This is a genomic window from Salinithrix halophila (assembly GCF_042650125.1).
Taxonomy (GTDB): Bacteria; Bacillota; Bacilli; order Thermoactinomycetales; family DSM-45169; genus Salinithrix; species Salinithrix halophila.
On the sequence record NZ_JBHSAP010000007.1, the window covers coordinates 583,969 to 603,686 of the forward strand.

Annotated in this window: 16 protein-coding genes; all 16 read right to left on the reverse strand. The window is 47.6% G+C overall.

All coding sequences use genetic code 11. The annotated features are described in order from the left end of the window. Positions 1–39: 39 nt before the first annotated feature. The 16 genes from ACFOUO_RS04930 to ACFOUO_RS05005 all read right to left on the reverse strand — a co-directional run bounded on the left by ACFOUO_RS04930 (position 40) and on the right by ACFOUO_RS05005 (position 19,658). A complete protein-coding gene (locus ACFOUO_RS04930; RefSeq protein WP_380702747.1) occupies positions 40–831 on the reverse strand; it encodes a hypothetical protein in 792 nt (263 codons plus the stop codon). Beyond that, positions 832–1,914 carry a hypothetical protein gene (locus ACFOUO_RS04935; RefSeq protein ID WP_380702749.1) on the reverse strand — a complete coding sequence of 361 codons (1,083 nt, stop codon included), beginning with the start codon at positions 1,912–1,914 and terminating at the stop codon, positions 832–834. After that, a complete protein-coding gene (locus tag ACFOUO_RS04940; protein ID WP_380702751.1) occupies positions 1,911–2,231 on the reverse strand; it encodes a hypothetical protein in 321 nt (106 codons plus the stop codon). Before ACFOUO_RS04940 ends, ACFOUO_RS04935 begins: the two co-directional genes overlap by 4 nt. A gap of 90 nt (positions 2,232–2,321) precedes the next feature. Next, positions 2,322–3,239: a hypothetical protein gene (locus tag ACFOUO_RS04945; RefSeq protein ID WP_380702753.1), complete on the reverse strand. Its 918-nt coding sequence runs from the start codon at positions 3,237–3,239 to the stop codon at positions 2,322–2,324. Positions 3,240–3,760: 521 nt separating this feature from the next. Then, on the reverse strand, positions 3,761–4,204 hold the full coding sequence (locus ACFOUO_RS04950) for an SMI1/KNR4 family protein (RefSeq protein WP_380702755.1): 444 nt from the start codon (positions 4,202–4,204) through the stop codon (positions 3,761–3,763). Between the two features lie 2 nt (positions 4,205–4,206). Continuing rightward, positions 4,207–5,217 carry an HNH/ENDO VII family nuclease gene (locus tag ACFOUO_RS04955; RefSeq protein WP_380702758.1) on the reverse strand — a complete coding sequence of 337 codons (1,011 nt, stop codon included), beginning with the start codon at positions 5,215–5,217 and terminating at the stop codon, positions 4,207–4,209. Between the two features lie 258 nt (positions 5,218–5,475). Further along, a complete protein-coding gene (locus ACFOUO_RS04960; protein ID WP_380702760.1) occupies positions 5,476–5,952 on the reverse strand; it encodes an immunity protein YezG family protein in 477 nt (158 codons plus the stop codon). A 10-nt stretch (positions 5,953–5,962) separates the two neighbouring features. Next, a complete protein-coding gene (locus ACFOUO_RS04965) occupies positions 5,963–6,085 on the reverse strand; it encodes a DNA/RNA non-specific endonuclease (protein ID WP_380702762.1) in 123 nt (40 codons plus the stop codon). 86 nt (positions 6,086–6,171) lie between these two features. After that, on the reverse strand, positions 6,172–6,657 hold the full coding sequence (locus ACFOUO_RS04970; RefSeq protein WP_380702764.1) for an immunity protein YezG family protein: 486 nt from the start codon (positions 6,655–6,657) through the stop codon (positions 6,172–6,174). Between the two features lie 5 nt (positions 6,658–6,662). Continuing rightward, positions 6,663–8,144, reverse strand: a complete 1,482-nt coding sequence (locus ACFOUO_RS04975) for a DNA/RNA non-specific endonuclease (protein WP_380702766.1) — start codon at positions 8,142–8,144, stop codon at positions 6,663–6,665. 128 nt (positions 8,145–8,272) lie between these two features. Further along, the gene (locus ACFOUO_RS04980) at positions 8,273–9,850 is read right to left on the reverse strand and encodes a restriction endonuclease subunit S (RefSeq protein ID WP_380702768.1); all 1,578 of its coding nucleotides are present in this window, start codon (positions 9,848–9,850) and stop codon (positions 8,273–8,275) included. Next, entirely contained in the window at positions 9,847–11,271 is a 1,425-nt protein-coding gene (locus tag ACFOUO_RS04985; protein ID WP_380702770.1) for a class I SAM-dependent DNA methyltransferase, read from the reverse strand. Before ACFOUO_RS04985 ends, ACFOUO_RS04980 begins: the two co-directional genes overlap by 4 nt. 21 nt (positions 11,272–11,292) lie before the next feature. Continuing rightward, on the reverse strand, positions 11,293–14,520 hold the full coding sequence (hsdR, locus tag ACFOUO_RS04990; RefSeq protein WP_380702772.1) for a type I restriction-modification system endonuclease: 3,228 nt from the start codon (positions 14,518–14,520) through the stop codon (positions 11,293–11,295). Positions 14,521–14,768: 248 nt separating this feature from the next. After that, a complete protein-coding gene (locus ACFOUO_RS04995; protein ID WP_380702774.1) occupies positions 14,769–15,680 on the reverse strand; it encodes a restriction endonuclease in 912 nt (303 codons plus the stop codon). Between the two features lie 165 nt (positions 15,681–15,845). Continuing rightward, entirely contained in the window at positions 15,846–19,136 is a 3,291-nt protein-coding gene (locus ACFOUO_RS05000; protein ID WP_380702776.1) for a DEAD/DEAH box helicase, read from the reverse strand. Between the two features lie 192 nt (positions 19,137–19,328). Beyond that, entirely contained in the window at positions 19,329–19,658 is a 330-nt protein-coding gene (locus ACFOUO_RS05005; RefSeq protein WP_380702778.1) for a hypothetical protein, read from the reverse strand. Between the last annotated feature and the right edge of the window lie 60 nt (positions 19,659–19,718).

The following is a 19,718-nucleotide window of genomic DNA, read 5'->3' on the forward strand; positions in this document are numbered from 1 at the left end:
ACAAAGGGACAGCGATACTGCCTTCAGATCGGTAGATTCTCAGGATTCTCCCTTGTACAACCGAACCCCTTTTTCCAGCAAAAAAGAATCTACATCTCGTTCAAAGGTACGGAGAAACTCTCGGGTGTTCACTTTACTTTTTGTCAATTCCCCATCGTAGAACAAAATGAGAAGCTTGCCGTCTGCCATCTTCTGGACAGCGTCCACTCCAAGACGATTCTTTAGATAATCGATCACCCAGTCTGTCGGGACGTTAGCTTCAAACTCGTTTACCAACCGGGCAACCTCGTCTTGTGTTTTCATTGTACAGAGGGTATCCTCGACCTGTTCATATAGAGGACGAGGGCGGTACAGATAAGCGGGGTTGCCCATGAAAGCATTTCGATCATGATTAATCATCCACAGCTCTTCAATGGTACGAAGGCTTGCTATATCGGTGAATACTTCCAATAGTAATTGGGTTCGGTGCTTATTAAGTTTAGGATCGTCGGTTTGAAAATATTTCAAGTCGTCGTATTCTTCAACTGTTAACATTGCATCATCAACATGTAGTCGATTTACGTAGATTTCTTCTGTGACAGAAGGGTTAAAATACGTAACATCATATAATTTATAACGATCCCGATCATGTAATACTTCCCTTCTTATTACATCAACTGAATCGACATCTCTAAGCCCTTCATTATAGCTAAAAGCAACTCCCCTTAACCATTTAGCTTGACCCCAGTGTTTCATGAGGATTTCCGTCACATCTAAGCCGACCTGCATATAATCCTTCTTCAAATAGGAACCCCAATAGGAGAACATTAACCACCTTTCGACCTCTTCCATTCATTTCCCACCCCAATCAATTTTACGGTATTTTACGGTTATATTAAGCTCCTCTTCAAATGCCCTTTTCATCATCTCCAATTTTTCTTCGGAGGCCCATTTTGGCACTTTTAACATATATTCCACCTTTGAATCAGAACTAGTGATCCCCAATTCCTTTGCCTTAGAAATATTGTCCAGGTTTTTTAGTAGATAGTTTACCGACTCTTTATGCTTCGCAAACTGGATATATCGATTTTGTCTTAAATCGCTTTCTGCTGGAATTCCTCGTTTAATAAATCTATCAGGATTCTCCTTTGCCAATTCAGCCAGTCTCTCAAAATCCTTTTTCGAATACATCTTCGCTTCCTCAACAATCGTAATACGCCCATCTTTAATCACAATATCATCCGGGATTCCATAAGTGGTTTTTCGCGTTGGATCTTCTTTATACGCCATATCCAGGACTTGTTTAAACAAACTCTTCGTCTTATTAACCCCCACACTCCCCGGCAAGAGATCCTCTTTCTCAAACCGTTCCCAGGCGTTCTCTTTCTTCTTCGGTTCCTTCCCGCCATCTCCTCCCGATCCACCGGAATCGCCTGGCCCACGAGAGTGCCTCACATCCGGCTCGTTCCCATCCATCCGTGCCCCGGTACCCGCCTCTTGCACTTGGCCGCCAGGCATCCATTTGCGGGCGGATCGCTGAAGCGTGGATTTCCCTCGATCGATGAGTTCGTCGAGGGCCCGGATCACAGGGATACGCCGGGAGAGTTGATCCACCGCCACGGCCAGGACCACAACAGCGGCTTCCTGGGGCGGAAGTTTCAGCAGGTCCTTTCCCCATCGCTTCATCGTTCCGATGGGGTCCTGGATGAAGGACTTCGTCGGATCGGGGTTTTCCAGGATGTCGTTGGCCGTGAGGGCAGCACCCAGGGCAGTAAATCCCCCTGCGAGGAAGCCGCCTCCCGTCGCTACCGTTAGAATCCCGCCCAGCACAGAAACGGCGGTGATCACCCCGGCCTTTTCCCATCCGTTCAACCCTTGCCACCAATCGGAGAGGCGGTCCAACAGACCGGTGAAATACGCCTCTATTCCATTCATGGAATGGAAGCCAAATCCGCTGTCACCCATAGCAACAAAAAGGTTGCCAAAGCACCACTCAGGACGAGGAATCGTTGGTGTAGCGACTGGCGCAAGCCTTCATTCTCACCAGTCGTTTCCTCCATCGGTGGCTCCAGTAGGGAGAAGCCAAGCTGCCTCCTCTCCCGAGTAAACAGCATCATGTGGGCCCATACCTGCCGACCTCGGGGAATCGCCTGCAGGATAGTGAGCAACTCCGTCAGCGGTTCCAACAAACGCTCACCGGGAAGTAGGGGCATATTCCAAAAGCGTTGTTCCCCACTGCCACAATGCTTCAACCAATCGGAGCCCTCCCTTTTTCGGGTGCGATTGTATCGAAAATACTGACATCAAACCATACGACCAATGGGTTAAATTACCATTCCGATTTAAAAGGGAATCAAGGCCATTTCCAACTGCAAAGGTTTAGCGGTGTCATTAAACAACTGTAACATCGTTCCATAGAGCAACGCTCCGAAATCCTTTCGAATCCTGCCAAACTTCACCGCCCCCACAGCAGCCTTCGTCCGGCTTAACATCTGGGTGACCAACCGGTCATCCATCAGGATAGTTTCCAGACTGTAGAAGACCTTAAGCTTACTCTTTCGATAAGCGAGGAGAACCTTAGACCACGCAAAAGCGATAAAGCGCGGAGATCGCCCCATGGGAGCCATCGCCCTGAAAAACGATGGTGGAATGTTGTAACCTGCGTAACTCCAATCCATTTCTTCATCCTGTATTCCTCTATGTAATCCACCCGTGTCTCTATACGTAAAACGTTTTCTCTTTACCGGAGCCTTATCAGGGGGTTTGGAAGAATCATGAGTTTTATCGACGGCATTCGACACTTCTCTACCTGTGGCCGATACAGTTTCCCCCGTTGGCCGGGCGATCAGTGACGGGCAATCACCCGGGCAATCAGTCGCCCAATCATTGGCTTCATCCGCTTCACTGGGCACGGCTTCCGGGTCGAATACGACGAGATTGGCCCCGTTTCCTCCCCGTTTGGGACGGATGTACGGCACCCGCTTCAAAAAACCCAACCGCTCCATCTTCGCTAAACTGCGCCGCACCGTGGCCGTTCCTTTCTCCAAGGCTTGTCCAATCGTAGCAATCTTCTGCCCAAACACACCCAGATACTTCACGGCATGACTGCTCATGTAATCTAGCAACATCCGGTCCGTCTCGTTCAACTGATCCGCAAAATAGTACCGCACGTCCTTGATGAACGCATTGAACTGCGCCACGCTATCAAAGAGCGAGGACCGGGCCATTTCGGCGTAATATACACTTGTCCGCTGATTCACTATTCCCCTCCGCTTTCCGCGAAAAAGAAAGCCATTGCCAGACACAAAATCTCACTCGGTGAAAATAATGCCTTGCAAGTCCGAATCTTTTTCGGTATCATGAAGGCACAAGGTTTTGTAATTGTGTGTCTGGTGCTCGGCGTTGCCGGGCTTTCTTTTTGTCCGCTGAGTTCAAATTAATTTGAATAAATATAACCTTTCGTTAAAATACACTATACCACTTGAATCATTCATGCGTCAATGATTTCCATTTTAATTAGAAATAGTTAGGAATAATGCGAGAAGCAACCGTCAGCCCGGGAAAAGTAACCCCATGAATCAAGGACACCCGAGATGATGGATGTCCTGGAAATTGAGGATATCAGCGAACGTTATTGATTTTGTGCCAAAAGAGGAGTAAAGAGCAAATGTGGCAAGTGTTTTACACTTGCCATTTTGTTTTTATTCCCGATACATTTATTCAGCATCGTGCCCGCTTGGCGCCAAATAAAACCGCTCCTCTTTAAGGAACGGTTAGAGAGTTAATCATCATCTAGATTGTCTACCGCTTCAGTAAACTCATCAAGCAGGAATTTATAGAAGTTCTCATATTTTTGCACTCCAATATTACCCAAACGATCCCAGTCAATAACAGGGCACTTTCCATTACTTATTTCATTTGTTTCCAAACAGTAAACCCATTCGTCACAGTTCTCGATGACCACCAAAGAATGAGGCAAACCATATTCTCTGTATCTATGCGTATATCTAACACAGGGAGGTATTTCTGTTTTTGCAACACCAAGGATTTCAACCCCAGCAATGCCTCCATGGCCAAAATTCCGAACAAACCATTTATAATCTTCGGGAAGAGGAACCTCCAGCATCTTTTCGATCTGCTCAATCCGCGTTTCATCTACAGAGCCAGTAAAATCATGACTCTCCCCATACTCACGGATCATCTCTAGGATTTTTTCTTTTTCCACGCTTAATTACCTCCTTCCTCTTGCATTTGTCTTGCCCTCCATCTCCAATATTTTTTTCTAAAGTTATTGTACTGTTTGCCCAACACCGGATCATTTCTGAAACTCTTTCCATTCCCAATTAACCCGTGTAATTGTTTATGGTATTGATCATGAGTTAATTCCATGATCTCTACCATAGGCCCTGCTTCCTTTTGGATAACATGATGCAGTTCAATTTGCTTTCCATCAGTACCTATGGGTGGCCTTCCCGCTTTTGCTAATTGAAAATTTGTCAACCCTGTTTCAGGGTCCATAGCATTCCAATCGATATCCTTTCTTTGGTATACCCTCCGACTCACATCTCGGACCTGACCTCCTACTTTAACTGTACCTTCAAAGTCAGCTGGGCTGTATGTTTTTGAGTTTTTTAAGCCCTGATAGACTAAACCTACTTTTTCAGTTTTAGTTGCCGCTTGACTGGCTGCCTGTTCCGCCTTTGGAGTAATTCCGAATACTGGTGGCTTTTGAGCTGCATGAATGCCGTTTGTGATCGCTCCTGCCAAAACAGCAGATACAAGGGCACTCTTCCAGTTGATCTTATGCCCTCGGAAAACGTTGTCAGCAATACTACCAGCAGCCCCACCGATAGAGTTCCCCATGAGCTGCGCAGCCTTTTGCCCGACATACCGCCGAATTCCGCTGGCTACGCCTCCTGAAACGCCACCGCCAACGGCTCCGGCTAGGCCTCCGATAGTGGCGTCCAACATCACCGTTTTTAAGTCGTTCCCCTGGGCAGCGGATAGGCCGCCACCGAAGGCGGCCCCGATCAGAATCCCTGCACCAAACGCCTGACCGCCAGGGACAAACAGCAACCCTACTCCTGCAGCGATTTCTTCTTTATGTTCTTTCGTCCATTTCCAGGCAACTTCCCCGGCATACTTCATGCCTTCCCAAGTGTCGGAGGCAAAATCCTTTACGCTTTCCCACGGATGGTCCACAAACTCTTGGGCGTCATTTTTCACATCGGAAGCCATTCGGCAAGTGGACTCTTTAAAACCCTCCCATTTCTCCCCTGCTTCTCGCATCAGCTTGTCCCAAAACCCTTCATCCTCAGAGCCATGGTTGGATGCTGATCCCTTTGACGAGTTACCTCCCCGAGCGTCCTCTTTGAAAAAATCCCCTCCAAGTAAACGGTAGTGCTCTTCTTAGGCACTGTCTACTCAAAGGGGACAATATCAATTGGGTACACAAAACAAAAATGGTTCCAGAAATAGTTTTACAGGCCTTGCTGTTCATTCTCCCTTCAAGTACTCATGCAGTACTGTTTTTGCATAATCATCTGTAGGAACAATACCCAGATATTTATATTTGAACGCCAACAGCCTTTGAAAGGGTCCGCTTTTCGATAGATCTTCATAACCATGTTTCACATCAAACTTACCTGATTTGTCAAAAGTCATAGTGAACGTTGACCAAGGTTCTTGTTTACTATATTTAAACTCGTTCCACAAGTCTTCCATTGTTTGAAAAAGTTGATCTTCCATTCCTTCATACTCGTCTTCATCTATTTGAAACAAGCCCGCAATATCCAAGCTGTATATGGAGTCTCTCCCTCCCTTTGGAACATAGTAAAAGAAGATGGTTTCGCCGCCTTCTTCCATTTCTCCACAGATATAGACTCTTTCCCACTCCTCAGGAATCATGTCATGAGCCAATTGGGCAATTTGTTGATACTTATGTCCAATACGATCCAGCTTTTCATCATCCATCGGAACAACCTCATTTCTCCATCTGTTTCCATTTCCCCTGATTCAAGTTCTGATTCATTGGGGCAAGGTTATCAATATCCCCTGAATCTCCGAAAAGGAAGGAAATGGCTCCTGTGGACAGGAGCCATTTCAAGAGATCCGCTTAGGTCTTTTCATGCTACAATCGGAGTGAAGATCAGTATATTACATAAATAATAAAAAATTGATTAACTGCTCTTTCTATTTATTCTCGACTTTCTTCAAATACTGTTCCAAGCATTTTTTTTCATAATCACTCTTCGGCCCAATGCCCAAATATTTGTATCGCCATGCTAAGTATCTGTCAGATAAGTCAATCCCAGATAAGTCTTCGTAACCATTTTTCACTTCATATTTTCCTGACCGATCCATGATCATAGTAAAAGTCGACCACGGTTCTTGGGGGCTGTCTTTAAACTCCTTCCACGAAGCTCTCAAAGTAGGATAGAGCTGGTCTTCTAGCTCCTCAAATGCTTCTTCATCCACTTCAAACAACTCAGGGATATCAAGACTATATACAGGTTTGTCGCTTTCCGAAGGATAGTAGTAAAAAAAAATTGCTCCTCCGTCTGCCTCCATTTCTCCATAGATATAAACTTTCTCCCATTCTTCTGGGATCATCTCATGCACTAATTGGCCAACTTTTTGATAGTGCCCAACAATACGATCCATCTTTGTGTCATCCATCGGATTTATCCCTCCGGTGAATTTTCGAGTGTAGTCTTTATCCAATCTTTCCCATCCATTCTATACCGTACTTCAAACCGATCCGGTCGGCGCGAGTCACCTTTGTATTTTGGTTTAATATTTACTTCAACCTTTTTTCCTGCTTTCAAAGAGTCTGCCCATTTGTTCTCGAGCGCTTTCCATCTCCCTTGATTTAAATTCTGGTTCATCGGAACAAGGTTGTCAATGTCTCCTGAACCTCCGAAAATACTAGCGATCAAGTGACCTCCGTGATCATTCGACGCCCGGTCTTCTCGGCCCACTATTCTTTGAGAGTAAGGCTTTCTCTTAGATGTTTCTAGAGTTAGCTCACCCTTCGTGCTGTTTATTCGTCCGGAACCATCTGTTTTATAAGAATATCCTTTAGGGTGAGTATATTTAACATTTGGCTTTAAAGCCTTTTTTCGATTCACGCGGGTAAATTGCTGTCCGTATTCGACTGTTTGGACTTTACCTACTGTTTTTTGGGCAGTATCTGCTTGATTAGCTGCCCTCATCCCAGCCATCGGCCCAACCGGATCACCCAGCATCTTACCGCCGATGAAAGAGCCCCCAAATACACCTATCGCAGTGAGGGTAGCTATGGTCGCATTTTTCCAATTAACACGTCGTCCATGCAGGAGATCATCTGCAATACTCTCCGCACCACCAGCGCCACCGACACCAAAAATCCTTGGAAACATACGACGAGCAAAACTGCTCGTCGCCATTCGTGAGGCACCAACCACTGCTACCTTACCTAATCCAAATCCGACTCCACCACCGATGATTCCGGTTATACCGCCAAACGTCATCTCACGGGCAATGGTTTTCGAATCTGCACCAGAGAAGTAAGCGATCCCCCCGGAAGTAGCTGCACCGATTAATATCCCCGCACCAAATGCCTGACCGCCAGGAACAAAGAGTAACCCTACTCCTGCCGCTATAGTAGCTGCCACAGCAATTTCTTCTTTATGTTCCTTCGTCCACTCCCAGGTAACTTCCCCGGCGTACTTCATACCTTCCCAAGTGTCGGAGGCAAAATTCTTCACACTCTCCCACGGATGATCCGCAAACTCTTGGGCGTCCTTTTTCACATCGGAAGCCATGCGGGAAGTGGACTCTTTAAAACCATCCCATTTCTCCCCGGCTTCTCGCATCAGTTTGTCCCAAAAGCCTTCATCCTCGGAAGGTTTGTCGTGGTTGGATGCTGATCCCTCTGACGAGCTACCTCCCCGAGCGTCCCCTCCATCTTCGGCATCAGTGGCTCTACATTCAGGGTCTTGGTTAATGCAATGAATCTGCATTTCGATAACGTATTTCATCGGTTTTTCGACAGCGTATGTAAAGAAGATATTGAGCAGAATCGTACCGAACAATGCCCCTACAGCCATCGTGATGATGTACTCGATTGTCGAAGCGCCTTTCCTATCCTGCAAAAACTCTACCATCCGTCGTAACCAATTCAAATATGCACCCCTCCCTCACCAGATACTTTACGATAATTGGTAAGGGAGGAAAAGCATTTAACGCAATGTTATTGCAATTTACTACTTTGGTTATAGAAAAAACAGAGCCGAATCATCGGCTCTGTGGATCATGACGTGGTAAAGAGGGCCCCTTGTTCTGCCACCTGCAAGGTTTCATTTTGGGGGCGCTCATAGGTAAATCCGTGCTGTTCAGCCAAGGTTTCTTTCAGGAGTTCCAACGCACTCTCTTCCTGTGGATCGTTGGTTCCCAATTTGCCGCGGAAGGCGCGGGAGAGGATGGATTGGGTGAGGGAATCAATTGTCTCCTCACCAGCTAAATAGCCTTTACTTTTCTCTTCTGCTTCAGAAATTTTTTTCAGCAAAGAGTTAATTTGTATCAGCTCTCCCGTCGGGGGCAATGGAACAGGTAAGCTAAGTAGCTTTTTGGCATTGATATTTGCTTGACCTACTTGTTGAGTAACAGTTGAAAGTAAATAACCCCGACCGTCGGCACTATTGATATAATTGCAAACATATGGAGCTAACACTATTTTATCAAATAAACGCACTCTTACCAGATAAGAAGCAAAAGTCATCTCCCCTGCATATTCAGAACTAACCATACCTGTTTTTCCAACATGCTCGATGCTATTTGTACGGTTAAACAACAAATCATTCGTTTCCAATGTATACTTTTTTACATCCGGATGATCTGTAGGAAGGTAACGTATGTTGGATATATCTATTTCACCCTGTTGAATGTTCCCCATTCGTAACACTGGGGTCCCACCCTCATCATTTGCCTTTGCAGAAGTACCATAAGTTGTACTTTCTACAATATCAGCCAACCTCACCCACTTCCACCTTTCTGGCAACTCGTAGGGCGGATCAATAGGAGGAAGATCGGTAACTTTCTTTCTCGCTCGCTTTGGTTCTGCCGAGCGAGTCTTTTCCTCCCGAATCCGTTCCAGCAATTGATCAACGGGTTCGACATCAGAGTGTTTCTCCCGCCATTTCTGTGTCAGTTCACCGCGGAAGGAGCGGGAGAGAATGGCGGCGCGGCGCTGTTCGAAGGTCTCCCGAGCCTCCTCGATTAACTGCTTCGCCTCGTCGACCTTTTCCAGCAGAGACTCCACCCGGTTGACGATTCTTTTTTGTTCGGGGAGAGGAGGGAGGGGAAAGGGAATTTTAGTAGCTTTACTTCCTGAAATCTCTTTAAATGTAGTGCCACTGGAATAACTTTCAATAATCCGCTTAGCGTAGCGAAGATACCAATAACCGAAATCGGGCTTATAGGCCCTTGTAGGAGGAAAGCTTTTAAACCCTTGATTGGTACACAGATCTTTTGCAGCTAATGCAACATACCCTACAGGAGCCCGAGACGATAATAAAAGCGAATATTTCGGAAGAATTTTTGTAGAACTATTTTCAAAACCGAGTTTAGTAATATTACGCCTTCCTTTGCTGATATACTTTCCTCTATACCCCGAAAGATCAGCAGGGGTTATCCAAGGGATACCCCCTTCATCGCTGTAATACTCTTCATTTTTAGATTTTGGCGTTCCACCTCCAGTGACTAAAGAAAGGGACCCCAACCTCACCCACACCCAATTCTCCGGCACCTTATAGGGCTGTTCCTCTTCCGGAACGAGTGCCTCTTCCACCAGTTCCTCCAACGACTTCGCCTGTTTCTTCTTTCGGCTCATTTGCGGTTCCCCCCCTCCGCCGCTTTCAGTTCTTCCACCACTTCACTCAACAACCCCGCGGCTCGTTCCAATTTACCGATGGCTTCCTCGGCGGATTCGATGGGGTCAGGAAGGTTTTCGTAGGCTGAGAGGGATTCGTCGGCGATCAGGCCCAGGTCGAGGGTGTCTCCTTTGGCGCGGATCTCCTCCCGGGTGAAGCGGGACCAGCGGGGATCTTTCACCTGAGTCCGGTCTTCGGCGGTGTAGGCGCGGATGAAGTCGCCGAAGTGTTCCTCCGTCAAGGCGTTCCGTTTGCCGAAACTGGGCATGTTGGTACGCAGATCGTAGAACCACACTTCCTCCGTATTGCCGGTGTCGTTGGTCCCCCGATTGAAAAAGAGGACGTTGGTCTTGACGCCCTGGGCGTAAAAGATTCCCGTCGGAAGGCGGAGGATGGTGTGCAGATTGCACTTGTCCATCAAGTCCTCCCGTACCCGGCGACCATCCCCCTCCTGAAAGAGGACATTGTCTGGCAAGACAACGGCGGCCCGGGCTTTCCCATCTTTTTTCAGCGCGCGATAGATGTGTTGCAGGAAATTGAGCTGTTTGTTGGTGGTCACAAAGGTCAAGTCGTTCCGTGTAGGCCGCTCCCCTCCCCGTTTGGTGCCGAAGGGGGGATTCGTTAGGATGACGTCCATGCCCCCCATCTGCGTACCTAAGCTGGAAAGGGTGTCCCCCAAGTAAATCTTCCCTTCGATTCCGTGAAGGCGGGCATTCATGAGGGCGAGCCGATGGGTCTCCTGAACCAGCTCACATCCGGTGAAGGCTTGATTAATCTGAAACGGCTTCAGTTTCGGTACCTCAAAGTAGTCATCCGTTTTCTCTCTTAAGTACTGATCGGCTGCGATCATGAAGCCGAAGGTACCGGCGGCGGGGTCGTTGCACCGTTCGCCGGGTTGAGGATCGATTAGTTTCACCATCACGTTAATCAGAGGCCGGGGGGTGAAATACTGTCCCGCACCCGATTTTTTCTCGCTGGCGTTCTTCTCCAGCAATCCTTCGTATAGGTTGCCGAGGCCCTCTTCCCTGGCGCTGTACCAATCGAGATCGTCTATGGAGCGAATGATTTTTTCCAAGTTTTTCGGTTCACCGATATTAGTAGAGGCATTGTGATAGATTTGTCGGATCAGTTCATCCTCGGCCTCTGTCCCCAGATGGGTGAGCAATTCTCGGTAATGCCGGTACATCTCTTCCCCGTGAAGGGCACGAAGACGGTCCCAACAGTATTTCTCGGGGATCGCCGCCTCCTGTTTCCGCTCTTTCATCATCTTGAGAAAGAGAATGTAGGTGAGTTCGGTGACGTATTGGTGATAGGTAATCCCGTCGTCCCGCAGGACATTGCACAGGTTCCACAATTTCTGGACGATCTCTCGAGTTGTCATTCGCTGATGCCCTTCCTTTCCTTATGCAAAAAGATCACGGTTGATCTGGTTAAGGAGGGTTTGTACCTCTCCTTTGCCAAACACTTTTTCCGCTCGCTGAAAACCGCCGTATTCCTCAAAGAGTTTATCGTCGAAAACCTCTTCGGCTTTGGGCCCCAATACGCTTTCATGAATCAGTATTTTTTCAATCCAGCCGAGCCATCTTTTCTGTTTCGGAGTCCAGGAACGGGATCGACGGATCCGATTCATGACGCCACGAACCCGCTCTTCATGGGAGACCAAAGGCTCCCGCAGCATCTGCTGGCGGATAAAACCGACGAGGTCAGCGGCGATCTCTTCGTTAGTCACTTCGCTCCAAGCAGTTCTCAGTTTGGTCACTTTGTACCCGGCCTTCGCCAATTCCCGGGTCAAATCCTTGAGAGATTCCCGCGTCAAGTCTGAGGGACGCTGACATACCAGTCGCAAAGCGGGGATCCGGTTTTCATTTTCCTGAAGAAAGCGGCGAAATCCTTCCAAATATTCCTCCGGTTTCTCTGCGTTCCCGTAACCTCGACCGTGAGCAAGCAGTTGATCTTCATGCTTGGAGATATATTGGCGACGAGGCTGGGGCGTTCGTTGATCCAGAAACTCCAGGAGCAGTTCCTCCTGTACCAACTTGTCGGCGATCTCTTCCGGATCCGCCTCCCTCAGCCAACCTAATACTTCCTCTACATCCTGACCGCAACAATCTCGAAATCTTTGACGATCCTCCTCCTGGAAAAATCGGCGCTTGCGGCTAAGTTTGGCCACCAAAGTATTACTATACTGCTTTTTGGCCTCCAAGTCATCGACTTCCCGCATCTCCGTCACCAATTGGGAGAAGGAGGTTTGCGGCTTTGCCGTGGCCGGTTTCATCTGGGAGAAAGGCTCCAATGCTTCATATAGGCGAACCGGATCCCAAATCTCAAAATGTTCCTTCCCCACCCGTTCACAAGGACGGGTGGCTCGTCCCATCATCTGCTCATATAGAATACGGGATTTTACCCGGCGGAGGAAAACCAGCGTACAGATTTCCGGCACATCGACTCCCGTGGTCAATAGGTCGACCGTCACCGCCACTTTGGGATACTCTTCATTCTGGAAGCGTTTTAGGGTCCCGAGGGGATCGTGAATGGAGCTGGTGATTTTCATCACCGCCCGGTCGTCTTCTTCACCTTCATACTCCGCCAATTTTTTCTTGAGGATTTTCACCACTTGATCGGCATGCTTGTCACTTGCGGCAAAGATCAACGCTTTCTTTCCGTTTTCCAAATCGATATATTGGGCCAATTCATCCAACACCGTATCATTAAACGACTCGGTAAGCACAGCCTTATTGAATTGATCCAATTCAATATTGACCTCGTCTTTCAGAGCATCAATCGTTTCGACGGTGAAGCGATCTGCGTCAAACACCTCGACCGACTCTCCCACTTCCCAGCGTATTCCCTCTTTCGCCAATTTCGTAGTCACTTGATGGGGAGGGGTATGGTCGATCAAGAAGCCCTCAACTACGCCATCCGTGTAGGTGTATTGGTAAATCGGAGAGCCAAAGATCCGTTGTGTATGATAGGCGGGAGTAGCAGTCAGCCCGATTTTGACCGCATCAAAGTAATCCAACACCCGTCGGTATTGGCTGACATAGTCCTGTTGATCACGGAACAGGATCTCCGTCTCACTCATCTCTTTGTCCAACTTATAACCGCGGTGGGCTTCATCGACAATAATGCAATCATAAAGCCCAACAGAGGGGACCCGCTTCTGTTCCGGATCTTTGAATAGACGGTGGATCATTCCCTGAACCGTTTGGATGTGAACCTTGGTTTCCGGGTTAGGTTCCTTGTCCTTCAACCCTTGCAATTCGAATATTTGTGTAAAGGAACGGAAGTTTTCCAAGGGCGATTCGGCAAAGGCATCTTCGGCTTGTTTTCCCAAGGCGTTACGGTCAACGAGGAAGAGGATACGGCGAAAGGCTTTCGTCTTGATCAATCGATACACCAATCCGATCGCCGTCCGTGTCTTCCCGGTCCCAGTAGCCATCGCCAACAGAATTTTACGGCGTCCATCCCGGATCCCTTTTTCCACCGCTTGGATCGCCTCATATTGATAGGGACGCAAATCCAAATAACTCAACGGTTCATCTTTCAAAAGAGATTGTGCTTGTTCTTCGTCTTGCTCCAATTTTTCCAACAAGTCCTGGGGAGAAAACCAAGCAGGCAAAGCACGTGATTGATTACTCCGTCGACGGAGATCTAAATACCAAATACCCGATTTCTCTTCCACCTGTTCAAAATACTCCCTGCCATTGGTGGCAAAGATGAATGGAACCCGATAGTCCCCCCAAGGTCCGGTGATCTCCTCCGAAGATATGGGCACGACCGCTCGGGCGTATTTTTTGGCTTGTTCCAAATAGGAGGGGATGTCTTTGCTCATTTTTTTCGCTTCCACCAAGCCAACTAACTTCAAACCCGCGAAAAGGGCGTAATCCGCCTCTCCATGAGCGGTAGGCCATTCAGCGATGGCAAGGTTCTTCCCTTTTTGGGGACGAGCACCGGAAGCATATCGAAGGTGGCGGCTGTCCGCCTCCCATCCGGCCTGTTGCAGTTGGCTGTCAATGATCCGGCGCGTCTCCTCTTCGGTCAAATCCAGTGAATTGACTGCCGAACGAGCTTTCCTTCGCCGTTCCAAGATATCTTGTCGGGTGCGGTTCTTCTCCCGGGTTCGTTCTAATTCCCGTTCATATTTTCTCTCTAGTTGTTCCTTTTCCCGCTGGAACTTTGCTTCCAGTTCCCGTCGAACCTCATCCGGCTCGGGTACCGGCTCAGGCTCTTGATACCCCACGGGTTCAAACTTCCAATCGCCATAGGTCTGCATAAACCAAACGCCCAGTTTATAGGCAATCTTCAACAATTCACGGGCTTCCTCAAAGGTGCCGACGAAGTCATGGACAGCCTTGTTCCCCTTTTTACGGAGCGATTGAAACATGCCAAGTACCTCTTGCGGCAATTCTCCTTCAAGATGAAGCCTTTTCAGCCGCTTAAACTGCTCCGTAGGCTCAGGCTTTTCCAGTTTTTCTTCCGCGTAAATGATCCGGGCCATACTTTCCCCAAACATTCGCAATTTCACAAGGGTACCATTGGGATCGGGGTGCAAATTCTCTTCCGCCCTTTTTCCCAAATGAGCAAGAAGAGGCCACCGTTTTTGAAGAAAAGAAAAATTGCTCTCCATCATAACGCTTCCGCTCCCCATTATGTAATTCTAAATAGTTGTCTGTATGCATTATAACATGTTAATGGCAATTTTTTATGGGTTGACAAATTTAACCCACAGATAAAAGAACCTACTACAGGAAGGGCCATATCGGATTTCTTATCATCGGGAGGGTTACTTTCCTTTCACTGTTTGGTTTCTTGAACCGAATGTTCATGTGTATGGGAACGTTGGCACGGTATCAGCAATTGCCGCCACACCCGACTTAATCAATCTTCAACAAAATAATCGGTATCAATTCGCTTGATAACATATCGAGCGTATTCGTTCACTCCGATATCATAATCGACCATATATTCCACCAGCTGTTCCCCGTCGATAAGTACAATTTTCCTATCAATCCGTTCTACGTATTCTAAAGCTCCATCTGTAAACCTAGAGGTGGTAATGAATACTCCTTTATGGGCCCCCTGCCCGATTAGGCTACCGGCAAACTTTTGAATTTCCGGCCGCCCAACCGTTCCATTCCACCGCTTAGCTTGAATGTAAATAGCATCCAGGCCCAATTTATCTTCTTTAATAATCCCATCGACCCCTTCATCCCCACTTCGTCCGATCGCTTGCCCGGCATCGGCCCTTGATCCACCATATCCCATGGAGACTAACACATCGACTACCAGCTTCTCAAAGAAAGTAGGGCTGCACTCTTTTACAACCTCCAAAACTTCTTTATTTAACTCTTTCCTCAATTCCTTGTATACTCCTTCTAGATTTTCTTCTGGAGTTTTATCATTTTCCTTTGATTCAGCTACTCCCGAACCGATCTGATTTGTCTTATATCCATTTTTAAACTCTTGGAATTCAGGATATCGACTCAAAAATTGAACATCAATTTTTTCTAAATTCATCCCCAATATTTCTTGTCCCCGGGAGGTGATTTTGAATCTGGCTCGTTCAGGACTCTCTAACAACAGTGCTTTCTTTAGATATGTTCGAGCCCATCCGATACGGTTATCAAAAGTTCGTTGCCGTCCACTAGGTAAAAACTCCTTTCTATCCTCTTCCGTTAATGAAAATTCCTTAGCGAGACATTCCTTGATTTCGGATAAAGTATGTACCTGGTTATCACCCAGTATCTTCAGAAATGGCAACATGAAACTCTGGTAATCTGGTACTGCCATCTCGACTCCTCCTTTCTTTATATAAAAGACTGCATTAACAAAAAAGCTTTAGCAATCGGATGGAGTTGTGGTTTCAATCGCTACACCCCCTCAATTTTCTCCAAATGAAAAGAAATCGATGGAGCTCTTTTCTCACCCACTTTCCATTTACTCGCTTGCTTACAATTACTTCACCGCATCCATTACCAGGGAGATCACTTGCCCGACAGCAGACGTGGCTCCACAAAGACCCTGCCAACTATCCAATCGTTTCAAGACTTTACCTTTAAAAGATTTTTTCTCTCCTCGTCTCACATCCTCCAACATTGCATAGGTCTCTTTCTTTTGCGATTCGGGAACCTTGTCGATGTCCGCCATGACCTCGCGAAGTTGTTGGATCAGTCGACCCAGTTCTTCTGAATGGCCATTGTACGTATTGTTTATTTGATCACCATGAATGTTGGTAATTGTGCCGTTGTTAATCGTGCTGTTGTTATTGTTATTGATCGTGGTATTAATGTTATAGTTCTTCGTCATTTTCTTCTCTCTCCCCATCTTCTTTTTCATCTTGGCAACCATGGACTCGATCTCTTTCTCCGGGATGTTCGCCCTGCTTTCCGGCATGGGGTTCAGGTGGGGCTTTAGCTGTCCGGAAGGTTTTCGTTGGGCTTTTCCAAAGGAATTCATATCCCCGAAGACCAAAAAGGATTCCTTCGCCCGGGAGACGGCAACGTTGAGCAAGAAGCGGGTAGTATCGTAAAAGGGGATTCTTTCGACTTCGCCTCCCAATGTGGCGGCGAAAAGAACGATGTCTTTTTCGGCTCCTTGAAGGGAGTGGACGGTGTTGACGGTCAGGCCTTGAATGTCATATTCGTCTTTCAGATAGCGGCGAATAAGGATCGCTTGTTTACGATAGGGGCTAACCACGGCGATGATATCTTCCAGACGTCGTTGGCCCTGCTTCGTCCATTCGTCCTTCATCTGATAAATCCACCAGGCGATGGTGGCCGCCTCCCGGTGATTTTCCCAACTACCTCCGGTATGTTCGGCGATTCCCTCAATATGGAGAAAACCCAATCGGGGTAAATCACCGTATAGTTCTTTTCCGGGGATGGGATTTTTTCTGCAGGGGACCAATTGATTGTCGTAGCAAAGGGTGTTGCAATACTGGATGATGTCTTCCGCACAACGGAAATGCTCCGTAAGCAACATGCCCCCTAAGTAATCCGGCTTACCAAACTGGCTGACGTGTTGGGCGATTTTCATCACGCTGCCATTGGAAGCCGCCATCCCGTTGTCACAGTAGCGGTCGAACGCTTCCTCGTCGGTTATCAGTCCGCATGTTTTGAGGTTGGTGATGTCTACTTGGGCATGAACGCGGGGAATGGGTTGTAATTGTTCGGTGTCCCCCACCACCAATGCCTGATCCGCCAGGGCAAACACCGGCCCCGCTTGTTCCGGAGTCACCTGGCCCGCCTCGTCGACGATGAGGAGATCGATGAAGCTATACAAATACTCATTGGCTTTGCGAAGTCGGCGAAAGAAGTTGGGGGCACTCAACATGGTGGCGACCAAGCAGGGTGTCAACTTGGCGTAACGTCTCCAGATGGTTTCGTCATGTTCCACGGAAGGCCTGTCCTCTGCTTGGAGGTCTTCCAACCAACGGGCTTCCCAATAGTGAGTAGCCAATAGAAAAGCCCGATAGCGCCAGTATGTATCCAGCTCGTGAAAAAAGTCTTTTTCCGGCGATTCGTAATCCTTCGTCCATGCTTCCCACTCTGCTTCAAGTTCTGTCAGACGGTCTCGGAAATCTTTCAATTCGTGAAGGCGCTGTTGATGATACTCCTGTTCTTGCTTGGCTTCAGAGTCCTTCCGGGACAAAACGACCTTCACATCCGTATCTTTGTAGGTAGAGAACGATTCGTCCACTTGTTTTTTACGTAAAAACGACTCATTGGCCGAGCCTTGCAAAAACGAGAATAACCGTCGCCATATCGAGCGCTGATTGACCTCATCCAGCCAATCGGAGTAGATACCACTCCATCGACGGTGGTTCTCACATGCTTTTTCTTCCTTGGCCGTAATCTCGGAGAGTGCTTCTTCCAATCCTTCCTTCGTTTGAAATTCTTCCTTTAAGCGATGCTGGAGACGCTGACGCTCATCAAAGTGGATCACCCGCTCCTCGATGGTGGTGCAAGTGAAGGCAAGCTCTTGGTGTAATCGCGATCGTGCTTGACTTAGTTCAGTGATAGGCTCCTCGAAAAATTGGGTACATTCGTTGAGAAAATCGTCCGTTTCTCTCTGTTTGTTCCCTTTTTCCAAGTCGGGATGAAAGCCGGCCCATTCGCTTCTGTTACGGCTTTGATTATAATCCCGCTTGATGCAAGGGTATTTGTCTTGCTTTTTATCAAATTGCGTTTTTGAGGCACAAAATAATCCATAGCTGTCGACTCCGGAAAGCCAGCGAGAAGCCAAAGGTCGCAGGTCTTCTGCTTCCGGTTTGGAGGCCCCCGCTTTTTTGAAGCTGTCCAGGATGTTCAGCACAGCCAAATTGTTACTGGATGCAGCCAAAATGACCGGAGGTTCACCTTCTTCCAACGCCCGCTGAATCCACAAAGAAGAGACCACGCTTTGAAGCAGGGTGGTTTTCCCCGTCCCCGGTGGACCATTCACTCCGAGAACATTCCCTTCGTCAAGGGCCAAAAAGTGATGGAGCGCTTCGCGCTGAGATTCGGTCAGGGGATGTTGATCCGTCATCTGGCCGTAATGGCGGACCCCGTACTTATGGTGATCGGATAGATAGGTTTGCTTCTTCTGGTTGGCACCGGTAACCGTCTCAAACAACTGGGGAAGTTCCGTTTGTCTAGAGAGGTTTTCGTAACTGGAAGCAATGTGCCAATAAGCGAAACTGGCCGTCTTCCCAAACCATACGAAGGGTTTTGAATCCGGTTGAAAAGCTCGAAGTTCGAAACGTTCGGGCTTTTTTCCGGTCACGGCTTTAAACAATTGCTCGGCATCCCGCCAAACCATCTCCCACGTTCCCTCTTGAGAGTGGGGATGCTTATCCCGAAATTTCTCCGCTACCGCCAATTGTCCCACAGCCTCAGACGAGGGTTCGTTGGGCTCCAGGTACTTTCGCGGAATGAACGGAGGATGATCCTTTTGCGGATGCAGAGAACCATATTCTTCCAACGAAGCAGGGATCACTAAGGGAAACAAACGAACGTCGTTTTTCTCGCCTTTTTTCTTCTGAAACAAAGGGAACGGGCAAATCATCAGCTCGAGCGCCGTTTTTTTGCCCCAATCCGCACTCTTCTCCACTTTCTCGAAAGAAGAATGAGACAACTCCCCGGCTTGGATCTCCTCCAATGGAAGTTGAACAGCGTCCTTCTCAATATCCTTTTCATTAAAATCCAATCGGTCACCGTCTTCCACGCTTTGTCGCCAATAATTCAGCACTTTCTTTGCGTAATCCAAGAGCCATCCCCTTTCCCGAAAATCATTATAAAAATAATGATAATATTTTTTCGTTGTGATTTCCATGCCTTTCATCTAATAAAATATAGTCTAAATCTGATCCACGGCGATAACTTTCTGTATATCAGTGAATACTATGTCATGTCTAAGCAAAACCCCCCCGCCAATTGAAATGTTGGCGGGGGGGTTTCTTCATGACGGAGTACCTGCTTGGTTGTTCGTGATTTCGATGACGGCCTCTTTTTTCGCTGCGTCAACCATGAGGAGTATGGCCGTAACCACGTGCATGATCCAACCTAAAAAAGGGATCCAGGCTAGCAGGGATGTGACGATACCTAGAATGCTTCCGTATTTGGGAGCCTGGCTTTTAATACAAAGAACTAGGGTGACGATATGTAAGATCAGCATGAGGCCCAAGGGAACATATCCCATAGAAATCACAATCAAACCACCCAGGACGGGGATGGCCAAAACTCCCTCCAAGCCTCCCGTGATCCACTTCATTAACCGAACGGATGACAAATGAAAATTCCTCCTTCTATCGTGGATGCTTTTATCCAGATGGTTAAGAAAGAATCAACC

Excerpts from the sequence above, each read along its gene's own strand:
- ACFOUO_RS04935 (WP_380702749.1), bottom strand. The coding sequence starts at position 1,914 with ATGAATGGAATAGAGGCGTATTTCACCGGTCTGTTGGACCGCCTCTCC.
- ACFOUO_RS04955 (WP_380702758.1), bottom strand. The coding sequence starts at position 5,217 with ATGGCTTCCGATGTGAAAAATGACGCCCAAGAGTTTGTGGACCATCCG.
- ACFOUO_RS04960 (WP_380702760.1), bottom strand. The coding sequence starts at position 5,952 with ATGGATGATGAAAAGCTGGATCGTATTGGACATAAGTATCAACAAATT.
- hsdR (WP_380702772.1), bottom strand. The coding sequence starts at position 14,520 with ATGATGGAGAGCAATTTTTCTTTTCTTCAAAAACGGTGGCCTCTTCTT.
- ACFOUO_RS04995 (WP_380702774.1), bottom strand. The coding sequence starts at position 15,680 with ATGGCAGTACCAGATTACCAGAGTTTCATGTTGCCATTTCTGAAGATA.
- ACFOUO_RS04930 (WP_380702747.1), bottom strand. The coding sequence starts at position 831 with ATGGAAGAGGTCGAAAGGTGGTTAATGTTCTCCTATTGGGGTTCCTAT.
- ACFOUO_RS04970 (WP_380702764.1), bottom strand. The coding sequence starts at position 6,657 with ATGGATGACACAAAGATGGATCGTATTGTTGGGCACTATCAAAAAGTT.
- ACFOUO_RS04980 (WP_380702768.1), bottom strand. The coding sequence starts at position 9,850 with ATGAGCCGAAAGAAGAAACAGGCGAAGTCGTTGGAGGAACTGGTGGAA.
- ACFOUO_RS04985 (WP_380702770.1), bottom strand. The coding sequence starts at position 11,271 with ATGACAACTCGAGAGATCGTCCAGAAATTGTGGAACCTGTGCAATGTC.